Annotated in this window: 17 protein-coding genes and 1 pseudogene; 5 read left to right on the plus strand and 13 right to left on the minus strand. The window is 69.5% G+C overall.

The window, feature by feature from the left end; all coding sequences use genetic code 11:
- The 4 genes from AC1DY5_RS15085 to AC1DY5_RS15100 form a co-directional block, all read right to left on the minus strand.
- Positions 1–974 (minus strand): tripartite tricarboxylate transporter permease (locus tag AC1DY5_RS15085; RefSeq protein WP_478112494.1); only part of this gene is annotated, 974 nt, incomplete at its 3' end.
- A gap of 10 nt (positions 975–984) precedes the next feature.
- A complete protein-coding gene (locus tag AC1DY5_RS15090; RefSeq protein ID WP_478112496.1) occupies positions 985–1473 on the minus strand; it encodes a tripartite tricarboxylate transporter TctB family protein in 489 nt (162 codons plus the stop codon).
- A gap of 153 nt (positions 1474–1626) precedes the next feature.
- The gene (locus AC1DY5_RS15095; protein WP_478112498.1) at positions 1627–2037 is read right to left on the minus strand and encodes an RNA recognition motif domain-containing protein; all 411 of its coding nucleotides are present in this window, start codon (positions 2035–2037) and stop codon (positions 1627–1629) included.
- Between the two features lie 221 nt (positions 2038–2258).
- Positions 2259–2480 carry a DUF3820 family protein gene (locus AC1DY5_RS15100; RefSeq protein WP_478112500.1) on the minus strand — a complete coding sequence of 74 codons (222 nt, stop codon included), beginning with the start codon at positions 2478–2480 and terminating at the stop codon, positions 2259–2261.
- Positions 2481–2554: 74 nt separating this feature from the next.
- Here AC1DY5_RS15100 and AC1DY5_RS15105 point away from each other — a divergent pair, with 74 nt between their 5' ends.
- Positions 2555–3817 carry a DEAD/DEAH box helicase gene (locus AC1DY5_RS15105; protein ID WP_478112502.1) on the plus strand — a complete coding sequence of 421 codons (1263 nt, stop codon included), beginning with the start codon at positions 2555–2557 and terminating at the stop codon, positions 3815–3817.
- On the opposite strand, the gene AC1DY5_RS15110 is transcribed toward AC1DY5_RS15105, so the two are convergent.
- The 3 genes from AC1DY5_RS15110 to AC1DY5_RS15120 form a co-directional block, all read right to left on the minus strand.
- Positions 3781–4977 (minus strand): low temperature requirement protein A, encoded by a 1197-nt coding sequence (locus tag AC1DY5_RS15110; protein WP_478112503.1) that lies wholly within the window; start codon positions 4975–4977, stop codon positions 3781–3783. The genes AC1DY5_RS15105 and AC1DY5_RS15110 overlap by 37 nt on opposite strands.
- Before the next feature lie 32 nt (positions 4978–5009).
- Positions 5010–6170 (minus strand): acyl-CoA dehydrogenase family protein, encoded by a 1161-nt coding sequence (locus AC1DY5_RS15115; RefSeq protein WP_478112505.1) that lies wholly within the window; start codon positions 6168–6170, stop codon positions 5010–5012.
- Between the two features lie 82 nt (positions 6171–6252).
- Positions 6253–7260, minus strand: a complete 1008-nt coding sequence (locus tag AC1DY5_RS15120; protein WP_478112507.1) for an NAD-dependent epimerase/dehydratase family protein — start codon at positions 7258–7260, stop codon at positions 6253–6255.
- Between the two features lie 90 nt (positions 7261–7350).
- Here AC1DY5_RS15120 and AC1DY5_RS15125 point away from each other — a divergent pair, with 90 nt between their 5' ends.
- On the plus strand, positions 7351–8244 hold the full coding sequence (locus tag AC1DY5_RS15125) for a LysR family transcriptional regulator (RefSeq protein ID WP_478112508.1): 894 nt from the start codon (positions 7351–7353) through the stop codon (positions 8242–8244).
- Positions 8245–8247: 3 nt separating this feature from the next.
- Here the strand turns inward: AC1DY5_RS15125 and AC1DY5_RS15130 are convergent, their stop codons facing one another.
- The 4 genes from AC1DY5_RS15130 to AC1DY5_RS15145 form a co-directional block, all read right to left on the minus strand.
- On the minus strand, positions 8248–9885 hold the full coding sequence (locus tag AC1DY5_RS15130; protein WP_478112509.1) for a Vgb family protein: 1638 nt from the start codon (positions 9883–9885) through the stop codon (positions 8248–8250).
- 70 nt (positions 9886–9955) lie between these two features.
- Positions 9956–10762, minus strand: a complete 807-nt coding sequence (locus AC1DY5_RS15135) for an ABC transporter permease (RefSeq protein WP_478112510.1) — start codon at positions 10760–10762, stop codon at positions 9956–9958.
- Positions 10763–10806: 44 nt separating this feature from the next.
- Positions 10807–11733 carry an ATP-binding cassette domain-containing protein gene (locus AC1DY5_RS15140; RefSeq protein ID WP_478112512.1) on the minus strand — a complete coding sequence of 309 codons (927 nt, stop codon included), beginning with the start codon at positions 11731–11733 and terminating at the stop codon, positions 10807–10809.
- Between the two features lie 35 nt (positions 11734–11768).
- Positions 11769–12659, minus strand: a complete 891-nt coding sequence (locus AC1DY5_RS15145) for a LysR family transcriptional regulator (protein ID WP_478112514.1) — start codon at positions 12657–12659, stop codon at positions 11769–11771.
- A 110-nt stretch (positions 12660–12769) separates the two neighbouring features.
- Here AC1DY5_RS15145 and AC1DY5_RS15150 point away from each other — a divergent pair, with 110 nt between their 5' ends.
- Together AC1DY5_RS15150 and AC1DY5_RS15155 are read left to right on the plus strand one after the other, a co-directional pair.
- The gene (locus AC1DY5_RS15150; protein WP_478112516.1) at positions 12770–13414 is read left to right on the plus strand and encodes a glutathione S-transferase family protein; all 645 of its coding nucleotides are present in this window, start codon (positions 12770–12772) and stop codon (positions 13412–13414) included.
- 8 nt (positions 13415–13422) lie between these two features.
- A complete protein-coding gene (locus AC1DY5_RS15155) occupies positions 13423–14376 on the plus strand; it encodes a flavin-nucleotide-binding protein (RefSeq protein ID WP_478112522.1) in 954 nt (317 codons plus the stop codon).
- A gap of 9 nt (positions 14377–14385) precedes the next feature.
- Here the strand turns inward: AC1DY5_RS15155 and AC1DY5_RS15160 are convergent, their stop codons facing one another.
- Positions 14386–15537 carry a cytochrome P450 gene (locus tag AC1DY5_RS15160; RefSeq protein WP_478112518.1) on the minus strand — a complete coding sequence of 384 codons (1152 nt, stop codon included), beginning with the start codon at positions 15535–15537 and terminating at the stop codon, positions 14386–14388.
- A 51-nt stretch (positions 15538–15588) separates the two neighbouring features.
- Here AC1DY5_RS15160 and AC1DY5_RS15165 point away from each other — a divergent pair, with 51 nt between their 5' ends.
- On the plus strand, positions 15589–16281 hold the full coding sequence (locus tag AC1DY5_RS15165; protein ID WP_478112520.1) for an ArsR/SmtB family transcription factor: 693 nt from the start codon (positions 15589–15591) through the stop codon (positions 16279–16281).
- 10 nt (positions 16282–16291) lie between these two features.
- On the opposite strand, the pseudogene AC1DY5_RS15170 reads toward AC1DY5_RS15165, so the two are convergent.
- Positions 16292–16675, minus strand: a pseudogene (locus AC1DY5_RS15170) (AMP nucleosidase); the annotation flags it as partial.

Raw genomic sequence — 16675 nt, forward strand, 5'->3', positions numbered from 1 at the left:
CCCAAGGTCAGGAGCGGAATGAAGGAGGTCTGCGCGCCGGCGTTGTTGGCCGACTCGGGCGATGCCACGCCGCGGATGTTGCCCTTGCCGAAGGGCACTTCGCCGGGGCGCATCTTGATCTTCTTCTCGAGCGCGTAGGCCGCGAACGAAGCCAGCAGCGCACCGCCGCCGGGCAGGATGCCCAGCGCGGAGCCCAGCGCCGTGCCGCGGAGCACGGCCGGCGCCATGCGCTTGAAGTCGTCCTTGGTCGGGAACAGTCCCTTGACCTCGGAGGTGAACACTTCGCGCTCCTCGTCGGGCTGCGACAGGTTGCCGATGATCTCGCCGTAGCCGAACACGCCCATGGCGATCACGACGAAGCCGATGCCGTCGGTCAGTTCGGGGATGTCGAAGCTGAAGCGGGCCACGCCCGAATTGACGTCGGTTCCGACGATACCGAGCAGCAGGCCCAGCACGATCATCGCCACGGCCTTGAGCAGCGAGCCCGAGGCCAGCACCACGGCGCCGATCAGACCCAGCACCATCAGGGAGAAATACTCGGCCGGGCCGAACTTGAAGGCCAGTTCGGTCAGTGGCGGCGCGAAGGCCGCCAGGATCAGCGTGCCGACGCAGCCGGCGAAGAAGGAGCCCAGCCCCGCCGCAGCGAGCGCAGGCCCCGCGCGTCCCTGCCGCGCCATCTGGTAGCCGTCGATGCAAGTCACCACCGAGGACGATTCACCGGGCAGGTTGACCAGGATGGCGGTGGTGGAGCCGCCATATTGGGCGCCATAGTAGATGCCGGCCAGCATGATCAGCGCCGAGACCGGCGGCAGCGCGTAAGTGGCCGGCAGCAGCATCGCGATGGTGGCGACCGGACCGATGCCCGGCAGCACGCCGATCAAAGTGCCCAGGATACAGCCGACCAGGCAGTACAGCAGGTTGGTGAAGGTGAACGCGACGCCGAAGCCGAGCGCAAGGTTGTGAAACAGTTCCATGGCGTTCTCCTCAGCCCGAAATGAAGGTGGGCCAGACCTGGATCTGCAACTTGAGCGCCCAGATGAACGCCACGTAGCTGCCTGCCGCCAGGATGGTCGAGAGAACCAGCACGTCGCGCAGCTTGAAGTGCTCGCCCGCGAGGCTGGAGATGATGGTCAGCGCGTAGATCGCGATGATCATGCCCATGGCCGGCACACCGATGCTCGGCAGTCCGCCCAGCAGCACGCCGAAGGCGAGGTTGGCCACGATCACGAAGAACAGCGGCTTCCAGGCCCATTTGCCGATCAGGTCGCCGTCGACCGTCTCGACCACCAGCGACTGGAACATCACCAGGGCGCCCAGGACAGCCAGCAGGATGCCCAGCATGAGCGGGAAGTAGCCGGGCCCCATGCGGGCCCCGTCGCCGATGTTGTAGGTGGTCGCGCCGATGGCGAACGCCGCCCCCACCGTTGTGAACATGACTCCTGAAAAGAAGTCAGCCTGACTCTTGATGCGCATTGTCTCGACCCTCGTTGATGTGTCTTCGAGGGTCGTCGCTAGCACCTGACCGTGAGCTGACCACGGCGGTACGGACTTCCACGTACCGGGTTTCGGCGCACCAATGAAAAAAGGCTCCCGAAGGAGCCTTTCTTGCTTGAAGCCGAGGAGGGCTTAGTAGCCGCCGCGGCCACCGCCGCCGCCGCCGTAGCCGCCACCGCCGCCGCTGCGATTGCCGCCACCGCCACCGCCGTAGCCGCCACCACCACCGCCGTAGCCGCCGCCACCGCCGCTGCGGCCACCACCACCGCCGCCGAAGCCGCCGGGCGAACGGGGCTCCATCGGACGGGCTTCATTGACGGTCAGGCTGCGGCCGTCGAGTGCTTGGCCGTTCAGGCCTTCGATGGCTGCCAGCGCTTCCGCGTCGGTGCCCATTTCGACGAAGCCGAAGCCCTTGGAGCGACCGCTGTCGCGTTCCATCATGACCTTGGCGCTGGCGACCGAACCGTACTGGCTGAAAGCCTGCTCGAGGTCGTTGTCGCGGATGGAGTAGGCGAGGTTGCCTACGTAGAGTTTCTTGCCCATGGAGGGACTCCTAATCAAACCAAAAAAACAAAGCGATGGAGTCCCAGAATCACAACAAACAAATGGCGCTGTGGCGCGAAACTGACCGATCACCGGTTCACGCATCCGGCATCGAATTGCCAGAAACGCTTTGGCATTGTCATGCACAAAACAACTTTTGGGTAAATTTCTTCTTGAATTTTTCGTTTATTTGATGCTGCAACGCAAAAAAAGAGACGATTTCAGCCCGGCGGCCTGCGGCGAAGCGGGTTCAGGAGCGACTTCAGGCCGTTGTGGTCGATTTCGTGCATCAGGCCCAGCAGGCGGCCGATCTCTCCCGGCGGAAAACCCTCGCGGGCGAACCACATGAGGTAGTTTCCCGGCAGGTCGGCGATCAGCCGGCCCTTGTACTTGCCGAAGGGCATTTCGCGGCTCACGAGCTTTTCCAGGTCTTCCGGCTTCATGGTGGCTATGCTCCTCGATCTCTGCGGCGCCTGCCGCTCCTGTTCGTCTTCGGCCCTTCGCGGGCCCTCCGCCCATGCCATTCCATTCCCTGGGACTCGATCCTTCCCTGGTCCGCGCCGCCACTGAAAAGGGCTATCGTGCGCCCACCGCCATCCAGGTCGAGGCCATTCCCGCGATCCTCCAGGGGCGTGACCTGCTGGGCGCGGCGCAGACCGGCTCCGGCAAGACCGCTGCATTCTCGCTGCCCTTGCTGCAGCGGATCGTGGCGGCGGGCCGGTCGTCGCCGCGCCGGCTGCAGGCGCTGATCCTGGTGCCCACGCGCGAGCTCGCGGCCCAGGTGGGCGAATCGATGCGCAGCCTGGCGCAGCACCTGCCGGCGCCGGTGAAGATCGCCGTGGCCTTCGGCGGCGTCTCGATCAACCCGCAGCTGATGGCGCTGCGTGGCGGTGCCGACCTCATGATCGCGACGCCGGGGCGGCTGCTCGACCTGGTCGACCACCGGGCGCTGCGGCTGTCCTCTGTGGCCACGCTGGTGCTCGACGAGGCCGATCGCCTGTTCGACCTGGGCTTTGCCGAGGAACTGGGCCGCATCCTCGCGCTGCTGCCGGCGCGGCGCCAGAACCTGCTGTTCTCGGCCACCTTTCCGGCCGCGATCCAGGCGCTGGCCGACGGGCTGCTGCACGACCCGGTGCGCATCGAGATCGAGTCCGGGGCGGCCGAGGAACCGGCGATCCAGCAGCGAGCGATCGAGGTCGATGCGAGCCGGCGTACCCAACTGCTGCGCCAGCTGGTCAAGGACAGCGGCTGGACCCGCGTGCTGGTCTTCGTCGCCACCAAGCACGCGTCGGAGGTCGTCGCCGACAAGCTGCGCCGGGCCGGCATCGAGGCCGAGCCTTTCCATGGCGTGCTGAGCCAGGGCAAGCGCACGCAGGTGCTGGCCGACTTCAAGGCTTCCCGGCTGCCCGTGGTGGTGGCCACCGACCTGGCCGCCCGCGGCATCGACGTCGCGCAGCTGCCGGTGGTGGTGAACTACGACCTGCCGCGTTCGGCGGTCGACTACGTGCACCGGATCGGCCGCACCGGCCGGGCCGGCGCGAGCGGTGTCGCTGTGAGCTTCGTCAGCGCCGATTCGGAAGCCCACTTCAGGCTGATCGAGAAGCGCCAGGGCCTGAACGTGCCGCGCGAACGGGTGGCTGGCTTCGAGCCGACCGAGACCGCCGCGCCGCTGCCGGCCGGCGAGCCGGGTACCGGCGGCGTCAAGGGCAAGCGGCCGAGCAAGAAGGACAAGCTGCGCGCGCTTCAGGCCCGGGCCGGCAGCGCCGAGCGCGACCGGTAGGTGTCCCAGGCGGCCACGGCCAGGATGACGCCGGTGGTCAGCACGTTCATCGTCAGCAGGTCGAGCCGCGAGGCGCCGGCCGCCAGCGCCGCGGTCGTCGCCATGCCGACCGCGTGCGAGGCCGGGAAGGCGCCATACACGACGCGTTTGTAGAGGCCGTTGCCCAGCAGGTAGGTCAGCGGCGCGCCGACCATCACGATCAGCTCGGAGAGCGCCATGTGGCCGTGCGGGTGCGCGATCCCGAGTTCGTTGCCGACGGCGGTGACGATGATGCCGCCGACGATCAGCACATGCACGTAGTGGAAGTACGCGCCGATGCGCCCCGGGTCGGCCGAGTGCGCGATGACATGGCTGCCGTGTTCGCTGCTGGTGTCGAAGTAGAGCCACCACATCGCCAGGCTGCCGGCGAAGGCACAGAGGAAGGCGACCGTCGACAGCGTGCCCAGGCTCTGGGTCTTGGCGAAGGTGTCGCCGGTCAGCAGGATCGATTCGCCCAGCGCCATGATGACGAACAGCTGGCAGCGCTCGGCCAGATGGCCACCCTCGATGGTCCAGTCGGCGGTGCGCGAGCGGCCGAGGCCCGGCAGCCGGAAGCCGAACATCGGCGAGACGTACTCGCAGGCGATCGCCATCGCCCACAGGCCGAGGCGGGACGGCCCGGTGGCGATCGCGCCGGCGATCCAGAATACCGCGGCAATGCAGTTCCAGCCGAGGATGCGCCGGAAGTTCGCCGCCAGCGCATGCTGCTTGTGCAGCAGGAGGCAGACGAACAGCGAGCGGCCGACCTGAATCACGACGAAGGCGGCGGCGAAGACCTTGGCGCGCTCGGCGAAGGCGCCGGGAATGGCGGCCRACATCACGAGGCCCGCCAGCATCACGCCGAACAGCAGGAGCCGGATCGGCGCCGCCCGCGGATCGAACCAGTTGGTCACCCAGCAGGTGTACTGCCAGCCCAGCCAGACCGCGAACCAGAGCAGCAGGGTCTGGAGCGCGCCGAGCGGCGTCAGGTGCCCGAGCAGGTAGTGCGACAGCTGCGTGACCGCGAAGACGTAGACCAGGTCGAAGAACAGTTCTTCGAACGTGACCTTGGCTTCCTCGCCGTCGCGGCGGCGCAGGGCGGGGTGGGCGCTGTGCGAGGGCGATGGAAGGGGCGCTTGCATGCGCCCGATTCTCTACGGCCGCGGCGGCGCCGTCATTCCCGCGGCGGCCGTTTCGCGATGCCCATCGTCTTCGCCAGGATGCCCAGCATGACCTCGTCGGCGCCGCCGCCGATCGAGGCCAGCCGGCCGTCGCGGTACAGGCGCGAGACCCGGTTCTCCCAGGTGAAGCCCATGCCGCCCCAGAACTGCAGGCAGGTGTCGGAGACCTCGCGCGTGAGGCGGCCGGTCTTGAGCTTGGCCATCGAGGCCAGCTCGGTCACGTCCTGGCCCTGCACGTGCAGGTCGCAGGCGCGGTAGGTGAGGGCACGCAGGGCTTCGACCTCGGTCTTGAGCTCGGCCAGCTTGAACTGCACCCACTGCTGGTCGGCCAAAGTGCCGCCGAAGAGCTTGCGCTGCTGCGCCCATTCGATGGTGTCGGCGATGCAGTCGTCGAGCGGCACCAGCGAGCTGGCGGCGCACCACAGGCGCTCTTCCTGGAACTGCTGCATCTGATAGACGAAGCCCTGCCCCTCCTCGCCTATGCGATAGCGCTGCGGCACCCGCACGTTGTCGAAGTAGATCAGGCCGGTGTCGCTCGAATGCATGCCGATCTTGCGGATCTTCTGCGCCTTCTCAATGCCGGGGCTGTCCATCGGCACCATGACGAGCGACTTGTTGYGATGCGCCGGGCCGTCGCTGGTGTTGACCAGCATGCACATCCAGTCGGCCTGCAGGCTGTTGGTGATCCACATCTTCTGGCCGCTGATCAGGTAGTCGCCGCCGTCCTTGCGCGCGTGGCTCTTGAGGCCGGCGACGTCGCTGCCCGCGCCGGGCTCGCTGACGCCGATGCAGCCGACGGTCTGGCCGGCGATGGCCGGCGCCAGGAATTCGCRCCGCAGTTCGTCGCTGCCGAAGCGGGCCAGCGCGGGGGTGCACATGTCGGTCTGGACGCCGATGGCCATCGGCACGCCGCCGCAGCGCACGTGGCCGAGCGCCTCGGCCATCGCCATCGCGTAGGAGTAGTCGAGGCCGGCACCGCCGTATTCCTCGGGCTTGTTGAGGCCCAGCAGGCCGAGCGCGCCGAGCCTGGCGAACACCGCGTGGGCCGGGAAGCTCTCGGCGGCTTCCCATTCGTCGACGTGCGGGTTGATCTCCTCGTCGATGAAGCGGCGCATCGTCTTCTGAATCTCGAGGTGTTCGTGGGTGTAGTTCAAGGCCTGTCTCCGGTCGGTCCTGCGGTCAGTGTCGATCACTTCACTCTAGGGCGACCCCGGCCGCCGCGCTTGCGGGAAGTGGCTAGCGGCGGCTGCCGGCAAAGGGGACAGCGGCGGCTTCCGGCCCGCGGCAACCCAGTCCTTCGAGCGTGGCCGCGACGGCCGGATCGAGCGGCGTGTGCGGCTCACTGCCGAGCAGCGCGCGCAGCCGCCCGCTGCGCAGGCGCACCGGCTGCTGCCAGAGGTAGCGCATCTCGCGCAGCTCGCGGAACACGGGCATGACCGGCGAGCCCAGCGCCAGCAGCCACCAGGGGAAGCGTTTCACCGGCAGCCCGGCGTCGCCGACGGCGCGCCGGATCGCGGCCTGCATGCGGGTGCCGTCGGCATCCCAGTGGCCCTCCATGTGGACGCGTTCGAAGGGCTGCAGGGCGGCCTCACGCTCGACCAGTTGCACGATCGTCTCGGCGACGTCCGGCAGGTAAGCCCACTGGTGGCCCACGCCCGGCCGCGCCGGGTCGGTGATGGCGGCCAGCGTCCGGCCGGGCTTCACCAGCCCTTGCGAGAACCAGTTGTTGCCGGCCCGCGGGCCGAAGAAGTCGCCGGCCCGCACGATCAGCGTTCGAACGCCACGATCGGCCGCGGCTCGAAGGCGTTCCTCCATCTCGACCCGGATCGCGCCCTTGCGCGTCCGCGGATGCTGCGGCGCATCCTCGACGATATCGGGGAAAGCATCGGGGCCGTAGTTGTAGACCGTTCCGGGTAGCACGATGCGGGCGCCCGAGGCCTCCGCCGCGCGGATCGTGCTGTCGAGCATCGGCAGCACCAGCGCACCCCAGTTCCGGTAGCCGGGCGGATTGACCGCGTGGACGATCAGCGTTGCGCCGCGGGCGGCGGCGATCACGCTGTCGGCGTCCACGGCGTCGCCTGCCATCCATTGCGGACGTGCCGTGTCGGCCGGCCACCGGGCGGCTGCCCCGGCCGGGTCGCGGGCCAGCGCCCGCACCTTCCAGCCCCGTCGCAGCAGGGCCGCCGCTGTTTCGCCGCCGATTCCGCCCGTCGCACCGAGCACCAGTGCCGTACCTCGTTCCATGACCGATTCCTTTCGTTGAGGACGCGATTCTTGAAGCAAGGGTGATTAAACACAATTGTCATAACGATGCGATCGGCTAGTATGAAATGTATGAGCCTGAATCCGTTGGACTGGGAGAATCAGCGTGCCTTTCTCGCGGTGCTGCGCGAGGGCAGCCTGTCGGCCGCGGCACGTGCCCTGGGCGTCGCGCAGCCGACCGTGCGGCGCCGGCTCGAGGCGCTGGAGCGCTCGATCGGCGTCGCCCTGTTCACGCGCTCGCCCAGCGGCCTGTCGCCCACCGAGGCGGCGCGCGAACTCGGCGGCCACGCCGAGGCGATGGCCGCGGCTGCCGACGCCTTCGCCCGCGCCGCCTCGGCCGACACCGATGCGGCAAGCGGGACGGTGCGCATCACCGCCAGCGACGTGGTCGGCGCCGAGGTGCTGCCGGGGCTGCTGGCCGGTTTGCGCGACGCCCAGCCGGGCCTGGTGTTCGAGCTCAGCCTGACCAACCGCAACGAGGACCTGCTGCGTCACGAGGCCGACGTCGCGGTGCGGATGGTGCGGCCGACGCAGGCCGCGATGGTCGCCACGCGGGTCGGGCTGGTCGAGCTGGGCTTCTTCGCCAGGGCGGACTACCTGGAGAAGAACGGCACGCCGGCCAGCCTCGACGAACTGGACCGATTCGCCCTGATCGGACCGGACCGCGAGACCGCCGACCTGCGCGCGTTGAACACCCTCGGACTGCGCCTCACGCGCTCGAAATTCAGCTGCCGCAGCGACAGCCAGCTCGCGCAGTTGGGTGCGATCCGGGCCGGACTCGGCATCGGCATCTGCCAGAAGGCGATCGCGCGGCGCGATCCTGCGCTGGTGGCGGTGCTGCCGGAGGCTTTCAGCCACGGCCTCGAGACCTGGGTCACGATGCACGAAGACCTGCGCCGCGTGCGCCGCGTGCGCGCCACCTTCGCGCACCTCGTGGGCGCCTTCAGCGCCTACTGCGGCGGCTGAGGCTCAGCGCTGCGGGCGGATGCGGTAGAGCGCGTCGTTCCGGTCGGCCGTCATGTAGATCGTGCCGTCGCTGCCGACCGCGACCCCGGTCTGCACGTAGGGCGGCGGCATGCCAGGACCGGGCTCGAGGCCGATCGGCAGGTTCTCCGCCACGGTGCGGCGGCTGCCGCTCGCGGGGTCGATCTCGACCAGCCGCCGGGCCGCGGTCTCGGCCACGATGAAGCTGCCCCATGGCGTCTGCGCCACGCCCTCGGGCATTGCCAGCCCTTCGGCCACCGGGCGCAGCGGCGCGCTGGCATCGAGCGGGATCCGCGTGAGCTTGCCCGCGGCCTCGGTGACGTAGAGCGCGCCGTCCTTGCCGATGATCATCTGCACCGGGCCGCCCAGCCCGCTGGCCAGCACCTGCCGGTCCTCGAACTTGGGGCCGCTCGCGCGCGTCACGCTGCCGGTTGCGATCTCGGCCACGATCACGCTGCCATCGGCCATCGGGATGGCGTCGACCGGCGCCTTCAGCCCGTGGATCACGGCCGTGGTCTTGAGCGTCTTGCGGTCGACCAGCTGCACGGTGCCGGTGAACCACGAGCTGAGCGCGAAATGCGTCGCCGACAGGCCGACCGCGAACGGGTATTCGAGCTCCGGATCGCGCTGCATGCGGAAGATGTCGCGCACTGCGCCGGTCTTGGCATCGACCTGCCGGAAGCCGAAGATGTCGGCCACGAAGAGCTCGTTGCCGTCGATCTTGAGTCCGGCCGGCACCGCCAGCTTGCCGCCGGTGAGCAGCCGCAGCTCGCCGGTCGCGGGGTTGAAGGCCTCGACCGAGTTGTCGGCCATGTTCGAGACATAGATCGTGCCTTCGGGGGCGATCGCYAGGTTGTCGAGCGAGGGCTTGAGCTGCTTCGCCACCGTCTTGCGGCCGCTGGCCAGGTCGACCCGCACCAGTTCGCCGCTGCGCGTGTCGACCACCCACAGGTTGCCCTTGCCGTCGAGGTTGGCGGCGGCCGGGATCTTGAAGCCGTCGGCGATCACGGTCATGGCGCCGTTGGCCGGATCGATTTTCACCACCTGGCCCTTGAACCACAACGGGCCGTAGAGCATGCCGTCGGGGCCGACCTCGAAGCCGTTGAAGCCGCCCATGTCCTTCTTGATCAGGCGTGGCGGCTTCTGGCCGGCGGGATCGATCTCCCACAGGGCGTCGCCGAGGAATACCTGCGACGCATAGAGCTTGCCGTTGCGGCGGTCGAAGTCGAGCGAATTGAGGCCCGGCAGGTCCTTGGCGACCACGCGCATCGGTGCGGCGTCGTTGTCGCGCATGCGCAGGGCGCCCATCAGGTAGTTGGTCCAGGCGAGTTCGCCTTTGGGGCCGATCGCGATGTCGTCAGCCTGGCCCTCGGGCCCCTTGACCAGCACGCGCGCGGAGCCGCTCTGGCGGTCGACTTCCCACAGCGTGTTGCCGACCACCGAGCCGGCGAGCAGCCGGCCCTGGCGATCGATCGCGAGGCCGTGCACGCCGCCGAACGAAGAGGGTGCGACGATCGCTTCCGGTGCGGCCCAGGCGGCGGGGCGGCTGGGCGGTGCGGTGGTGGTGCAGGCGCCGAATGCGAGTGCCGACGCCAGCAGGGCGCCGCTCAGGATGCGGTTCATGTCTTGTCTCCTCGTTGTGAACGGACCCTAACAGTGCAGGCCGGCTATGCAGTCACGAAAGAGACAAGGCTCAGGCCCTGAAGCGCCTTCGCGTCAATCCCAGCGCGACCCAGAAGGCCACCACCGTGTAGACCACCAGCACCAGCGCATGCTGCCACCAATCGACCGGCCACTGGTCCATGAAGAGCGGCCGCACCAGCGCCACCGCATTGGACAGCGGCAGCCAGGCCGCGACCGCGCGCACCACGCCCGGCAGCTGTTCGAGCGGAAAGAAGACGCCCGACAGGAACATCATCGGCGTCATGAACAGCGTGAAGTAGTAGGTGAAGAAGTCGTAGCCCTTGGCCAGTGCGTTGAAGATCAGCGCGATGCACGAGAAGGTGATGCCGACGCCGACCAGCACCAACCAGGCGACGACCAGCTTCGGGCTGTGGCTGATGTTGAGCGCCAGCATCACGAACAGGATCGCGGTGGTGGTGAAGATCGCCTTGAAGCCGGCCCACAACATCTCGGCCAGCACCACGTCGTCGAGGCCGACGGGGGCGTTCATGATGCCGTCCCAGGTCTTCTGCACGTGCATCCGCGAGAAGGCCGAGTAGAGCGCCTCGAACGAGGCCGCGTTCATCGCGCTCATGCAGACCGAGCCGCTGGCGAGGAACAGGATGTACGGGACAGGGGTGCCGTCGACCTGCACCTGCCCGACCAGCGCCCCCATGCCGTAGCCGAAGGCCACCAGCCAGATCAGCGGCTCGGCGATGTTGCCGATCAGGCTCGGAATCGCGAGCTTGCGCCAGACCAGCAGGTTGCGCAGGAACACCGGCCACCARCGCATCGAGAGCTCAGGCGGCCGCCAGACCGAGGGTGCCGCGGGCGCCATCAGAGACTCCGCAGGCGTGAATGTCGTCGAGTCCGCCATGGCGTTCAGCCGTCCTCTCTGATCTGCCGGCCGGTCAGCTTGAGAAACAGGTCCTCGAGGTTGGCCGGCCGGTGGAAGGTGCGCAGGCCGCTGCGGTCGCCCAGCGCCGCCATCAGGCCGCGTGCGTCCTGGGTGTAGAAGAACACAGTCTCGCCGCTGACCTCGACCCGGGCCGCGAAGTCTTTCAGCGGCGATTGCGCGAGTTCGAGGGCGCCGTCGCCGTAGAGCTCGACCACGTCGGGCTCGAGGTGCTCGGCGATCAGATCGCGCGGCCGGCCCTCGGCGATCTTGCGGCCATGGTCGAGCACCAGCAGCCGCGAGCACAGGCGCTCGGCCTCGTCCATGAAGTGGGTGGTGAGCAGGATCGACTTGCCCTGCGCCAGCAGCACCTGCAGCCGTTCCCACATCAGGTGCCGCGCCTGCGGGTCGAGCCCGGTGGTCGGCTCGTCGAGCATCAGCAGCTTGGGGTCGTTGACCAGCGCGCGTGCCAGCGAGAGCCGCCGACGCATGCCGCCCGACAACTCGCCGGGCTTGGCGTCGGCCTTGTGCGAGAGCGCCGCGAATTCGAGCAGCTGCGGGATGCGCGGCGCGATCTCGCGGCGGCGCATGCCGAAGTAGCGCGCGTAGACCATCAGGTTCTCGGCGCAGCTGAAGTCGGGGTCGAGGGTGTCGAACTGGCTCACCACACCGAGCTGGGCCTTGATGGCGCGCGCGTCGCGTGGCATCGAGAGGCCGCCGAGCGCCTCGATGCTGCCGCCATCGGGGACCGTCAGCCCGAGGCACATGCGGATGGTGGTGGTCTTGCCGGCGCCGTTGGGACCGATGACGCCGAGGCACTCGCCCGGCGCGATCTCGAAGGACAGGTCGTCGACCACTGTGGTGTCGCCGTAGCGCTTGCGCAGATGGCTGGCGTGGAAGAGGGGATTCGGCACCGGCTCATTGTGGCGCAAGCGCGCTGCGGCACCGGTCAGAGCCGCAGGCCGCTGAACTCCTGCTTCATCCAGTCGATGAAGGCGCGCGTGCGCGCCGGCAGCAATCGCGCATGCGGGTAGATCACGCTCACCGGCCGCGGCGGCGCCTCGAAGTCCTCGAGCAGGATCTCGAGCCGGCCCTGGGCCACCAGGGGCAGCACCTGGTAGGACAGGAACATGCCGCAGCCCATGCCCGCGGCACAGGTCTCGATCGCCGGCGCGATGTGGTTGAAGTCGATGTTGCCCTTGACCGCCACGGCCAGCGGCCGGCCGTTATCGCGGAACATCCATGGGCCGGCCGTGTTCGGCTGCACGCAGACGCAGTTGAGGCGCGACAGTTCGCGCGGGTGGCTCGGGCGTCCATGCGCGCGCAGCCAGGCCGGGCTCGCGACGACCACGCGGCGGATGCTGCCGAGCTCCTGCGCCACCAGCGACGAATCGTCCAGCTTGCTGATCCGGATGCCGACATCGACGCCTTCCTCGAGCAGGTTGACCGGCCGGTCGTGCAGCAGCACGCTGCAGCGCACGCGCTCGTAGCGCTGCAGGAAGCGGACGATCGCTGGCGCCACGTACATGTGACCGAACAGCACCGGCGCCGTGACCGTGAGTTGCCCCGCGGGCTCGGCCGCATCGACGCTGAGCGCGCGGTCGGCGGCGTCGGCCGCCGCCAGCACCTCGCGCGCGTCGTGCAGGTAGCGGCGCCCCTCTTCGGTCAGCGAGATGCGCCGCGTGGTGCGGTGGAACAGGCGCACGCCGAGGTGGGTTTCGAGCGCGGCCAGCGCGCGCACCACGGCCGGCAGCGAGCTGCCGAGTGCATCCGCGGCCCGGGTCAGGCTGCCCTGGTCGGCGATCTGGACGAAGGTCTGCATGGCTTTGAGGCGGTCCATCGGGAGATTAGACCGGAAAGCGCAGCAGTCAAATGCAATCCTGACCATTACTTCGAGACAAGGAACAAACAAGAATCGACGAATTCCCCCACCTCCCAGGAGAAAGCCCCATGACTGCATCCCGTCCCGCCGCCCCGATCAAGGTCTACAGTGCGGCGATCTCCGGCCACTCGCATCGCGTGCGCTTGTTTCTCTCGCTGCTCGGCCTGCCGTTCGAGACCCACGAGGTGGACTTGAGCGCGGGCGAGCACAAGCGGCCCGACTTCCTGCACCGCAATGCCTTCGGCCAGGTGCCGGTGATCGAGGATGGCGATGTGACGGTGTGCGACTCCAACGCGATCCTGGTGTACCTCAACGAGCGCTACGCCGCCGATCCGGCGCGCTGGGTTCCGCGCGATCCATTCGCCGCGGCCCAGGTGCAGCGCTGGCTGTCGGTGGCCGCCGGACCGCTGGCGGCCGGCCCCGCGGTGGCCCGCGTGATCGTGCTGTTCGGTCTGGCCCGCGACCCGGCCGAGGTGATCGCGCGCTCACACGATCTGCTGCGCGTGATGGAGGGCGAACTCACGGCGCAACCTTTCCTGGCCGGCGCGTCCGCCACCCTGGCCGACATCGCCAACTACAGCTACGTGGCGCACGCGCCGGAGGGCAACGTGTCGCTCGAGGCCTATCCGCAGGTCCGCGCATGGCTGGCGCGCATCGAGGCGCTGCCGGGCTTCGTGCCGATGGTGGCTTCACGCATCGGGCTGCGGGCATGAACACCGCGATCGAAGCGTCGCCCTGGCATGAGGGCGAGCGCGCGGTGCAGGCCCGGGCCGGAGTCCGCGAGCGGATGGCGGTGGTCGGGCCGCGGGTGATCCGGGACTACATGCCGGACCAGCATAGGGACTTCTTTGCCCAGCTTCCGTTCCTGGTCGTCGGCGGCGTCGATGCTGCCTCGCAACCTTGGGCCGGCGTGCTGGCGGCGCCGCCGGGCTTCGCCCATTCGCCCGAGCCGCAGCGGCTGCGCATCGACGCGCTGCCGGCGCACGAGGACCGACTCGCCGCGTCGCTGATGCCCGGTGTGTCGATCGGCCTGCTCGGCATCGAGCCGCACACGGGTCGGCGCAACCGCATGAACGGCGTGGTCGAGCGCGTCGACGCCGCCGGTTTCTCGGTCGAGGTGAAGCAGAGCTTCGGCAATTGCCCGAAGTACATCCAGGCCCGCGAGCCGGTCTTCGTCGACGCCGCCCGGGCGGTTGCGCCGCCGCGCCGGGCCGATCGTCTGGATGACGCGGCGCGGCGGCTGATCGCCGAGGCCGACACCTTCTTCATCGCGACCTCGCATCCTTCGGCCGGGCAGGCCGGCGCGGCGCACGGCGTCGACGTCTCGCACCGCGGTGGCCGGCCGGGCTTCGTGCGGGTCGGCGGCGACGGCACGCTGACCGCGCCCGACTTCGTCGGCAATTCCTTCTTCAACACGCTGGGCAACATCGCCGTCAATCAGCGCGCCGGGCTGCTCTTCATCGACTTCGAGAGCGGCGACCTGCTGCAGCTGGCCGTCACGGCGGAGGTGGTCTGGGACGGCCCGGATCTGGCCGCCTTCGACGGTGCCGAGCGGCTGCTGCGCATGCGGGTGGTCTCGGTGCTGCGCCGACCCGCCGCGCTGCCGCTGCGCTGGGGCCGCGCCGTGCCCTCGCCCTACCTCGACGCGACTGGGCGCTGGCCGGCAGCCGCGTGAGGCGCGTCGTCAGAGGAAGACCGGGATCCGCGCATTGACCGACGGGCGGTAGCGCCATCCGTGCGGCAGCAGCGCATCGGTGTCGAGCCCGCCGGCCAGCAGCGCCTGCAGACCAGCGGCGGCGATGGTGCGGGCCAGCGCCTGGCCGGGGCACGCATGGCTGCCGTGGCCGAAGCCGAGGCAGCGCCGATCGGCCCTCGTCAGGGCGAAGGTCGCGGGCGCCGGGTTCAGCGCTGGGTCTCGGTTGGCGGCCGCGAGCACCAGCAGGAGCGCCTCGCCCGCCGCCAGCGGCTGGCCGGCGACGGCGGTCGCTTCGGCGGCGAACCGGCGCGTGTTGTGAACTGCGGGATCGTGGCGCGCGACCTCGGCCACTAGGTCCGGCAGCCGCTCCATGCGGTCGCCGATCTTCCGGCGCAGGCCCGGCTCGCGCGCCAGTGCCACCAGGCTGTTGCCCAGCAGCCCGGCCGTGGCCTCGCAGGTCTGGGACAGGAGGCCGACGAGGTTCGCCCGCAGTGCTCGTGTCAGGGGCGCCGGTGCTACGGCCTGCACGGCCGCGAGAAGGCTGCCGCCGGGCGCCGGCCGCGCACCGACCAGGCCTTCGAAGCGGTCCATGAGTTCGGCTGCGGCGACGCTCGCTGCCTCCAGCTGCGAAGCAGCCGACAACGGCGACAGGCAGGCGACGAAATCGCGAGTCCATTGCACGACTCGCGGCAGCTCGCGCTCGGCGAAACCGAGCAGGTGCGCGACCGCGCCGACCGGCAGCGTGAAGGCAGTGTCGGCGAGGCCCATGGCGGGCATCGCCGCGGCCACCTGCAGCGTGGCCGCATGCGCTGCGGCGTGATCGAGGCCGGCCAGCGCGCGCTGCAGCACCGGCTTGTGCGCCGCGTGCGGATCGCCGTCGTTCATGCGTATCAGCAGTCCGAACAGTTCCCCGGCCGGCGTTCCCGCGATCGCGCGCGGCACCGGTTCGGCCGCTGGACGCACCCGCAGTGCATCGTTGGCGAGGGCTTCGCGCACCACATCGGCGCGGCTGGCGATCCAGAGCCGCAGCGCGGGGTCGAAGACCAGCGCCGGCCCGCTGCGCAAGCTGGCGTACCAGGGATAGGGATTGGCATGGGTGACGGCGGCGATCGCGTCTGGAGGCTGGGCAGTGGCATTCATGCGGCGCAGTCTGTGCTTTTCACGCGGACACGCTTCGTCTACCATCGAAATATGGATGCACTCACGGCCGACTCCCAGCTCGCGCGCCTGGCCGGCGCGATCGCCGAACCCGCGCGTGCGCGCATGCTGTGCTGCCTGATGGACGGACACGCCCGCACCGCGACCGAACTGGCCGCCGTGGCGGAGGTCGCCGCGTCCACCGCAAGTGCGCACCTGGCGCGACTGAAGGCGCAGCGGCTGGTCGAGGCGCTGGCGCAGGGCAAGCATCGCTATTTCCGGCTCGCGGGCCCGGACGTGGCGGCGGCGCTCGAGAGCCTGCTGGTGGTGGCCGGTGCCCAGCGGGGCGATTTCCGGCCGACCACGCCCAGCCGCCTGCGGGCGGCGCGCACCTGCTACGACCACATCGCGGGCGCCGCCGGCGTCGCGCTGCACGACAGCCTGCATGCCCAGGGCTGGTTGCAGGCGACAACCGAGGGTGGGGACTACGAACTCACGCCGCAGGGTGAGCTGGCCCTCGAGAGCCTGGGCCTCGACGTCGACCAGGCGCGCGCGGCCAGGCGGCGCTTCGCCAGCGCCTGCATCGATTGGAGCGAACGTCGGCCGCACCTGGGCGGCGCGCTCGGCGCCGCCTGCCTGCAGCTGGCGCTGCGTCGCGGCTGGGTGCGCCAGGCGCTCGATGGCCGCGAACTGTCGCTCACCCCCAAGGCCGAGCGCGAGATGCCCGATCTCTTCGGCCTGGCCTGAGCGCCGGTGCCTACTGGAACGCCACTTCCGCGAAGCTGCGCAGCTTGCGGCTGTGCAGCCGGCTCGAGCCTTCCTGGCGCAGGATGTCGATGGCCGCCATGCCGATGCGCAGGTGCTGCTCGACCCGCTCGCGATAGAACTGGTTGGCCATGCCGGGCAGCTTGATCTCGCCGTGCAGCGGCTTGTCGCTGACGCACAGCAAGGTGCCGTAGGGCACGCGAAAGCGGAAKCCGTTGGCCGCGATGGTGGCGCTTTCCATGTCGAGCGCSACSGCSCGGCTCTGGCTGAAGCGGCGCTGCGGCTGGTTGCCCGGCAGCAGCTCCCAGTTGCGGTTGTCGGTGCTCGCCACCGTGCAGGTGCGCATGATCTTCTTGAGGTCCGGGCCGGTGTAGCG

It is taken from the genome of Variovorax sp. P4_D9 (assembly GCF_056401695.1).

Coding starts and splice junctions, on each gene's coding strand:
- AC1DY5_RS15090 (WP_478112496.1), bottom strand. CDS start 1,473: ATGCGCATCAAGAGTCAGGCTGACTTCTTTTCAGGAGTCATGTTCACA.
- AC1DY5_RS15095 (WP_478112498.1), bottom strand. CDS start 2,037: ATGGGCAAGAAACTCTACGTAGGCAACCTCGCCTACTCCATCCGCGAC.
- AC1DY5_RS15100 (WP_478112500.1), bottom strand. CDS start 2,480: ATGAAGCCGGAAGACCTGGAAAAGCTCGTGAGCCGCGAAATGCCCTTC.
- AC1DY5_RS15105 (WP_478112502.1), top strand. CDS start 2,555: ATGCCATTCCATTCCCTGGGACTCGATCCTTCCCTGGTCCGCGCCGCC.
- AC1DY5_RS15120 (WP_478112507.1), bottom strand. CDS start 7,260: ATGGAACGAGGTACGGCACTGGTGCTCGGTGCGACGGGCGGAATCGGC.
- AC1DY5_RS15125 (WP_478112508.1), top strand. CDS start 7,351: ATGAGCCTGAATCCGTTGGACTGGGAGAATCAGCGTGCCTTTCTCGCG.
- AC1DY5_RS15145 (WP_478112514.1), bottom strand. CDS start 12,659: ATGGACCGCCTCAAAGCCATGCAGACCTTCGTCCAGATCGCCGACCAG.
- AC1DY5_RS15150 (WP_478112516.1), top strand. CDS start 12,770: ATGACTGCATCCCGTCCCGCCGCCCCGATCAAGGTCTACAGTGCGGCG.
- AC1DY5_RS15160 (WP_478112518.1), bottom strand. CDS start 15,537: ATGAATGCCACTGCCCAGCCTCCAGACGCGATCGCCGCCGTCACCCAT.
- AC1DY5_RS15165 (WP_478112520.1), top strand. CDS start 15,589: ATGGATGCACTCACGGCCGACTCCCAGCTCGCGCGCCTGGCCGGCGCG.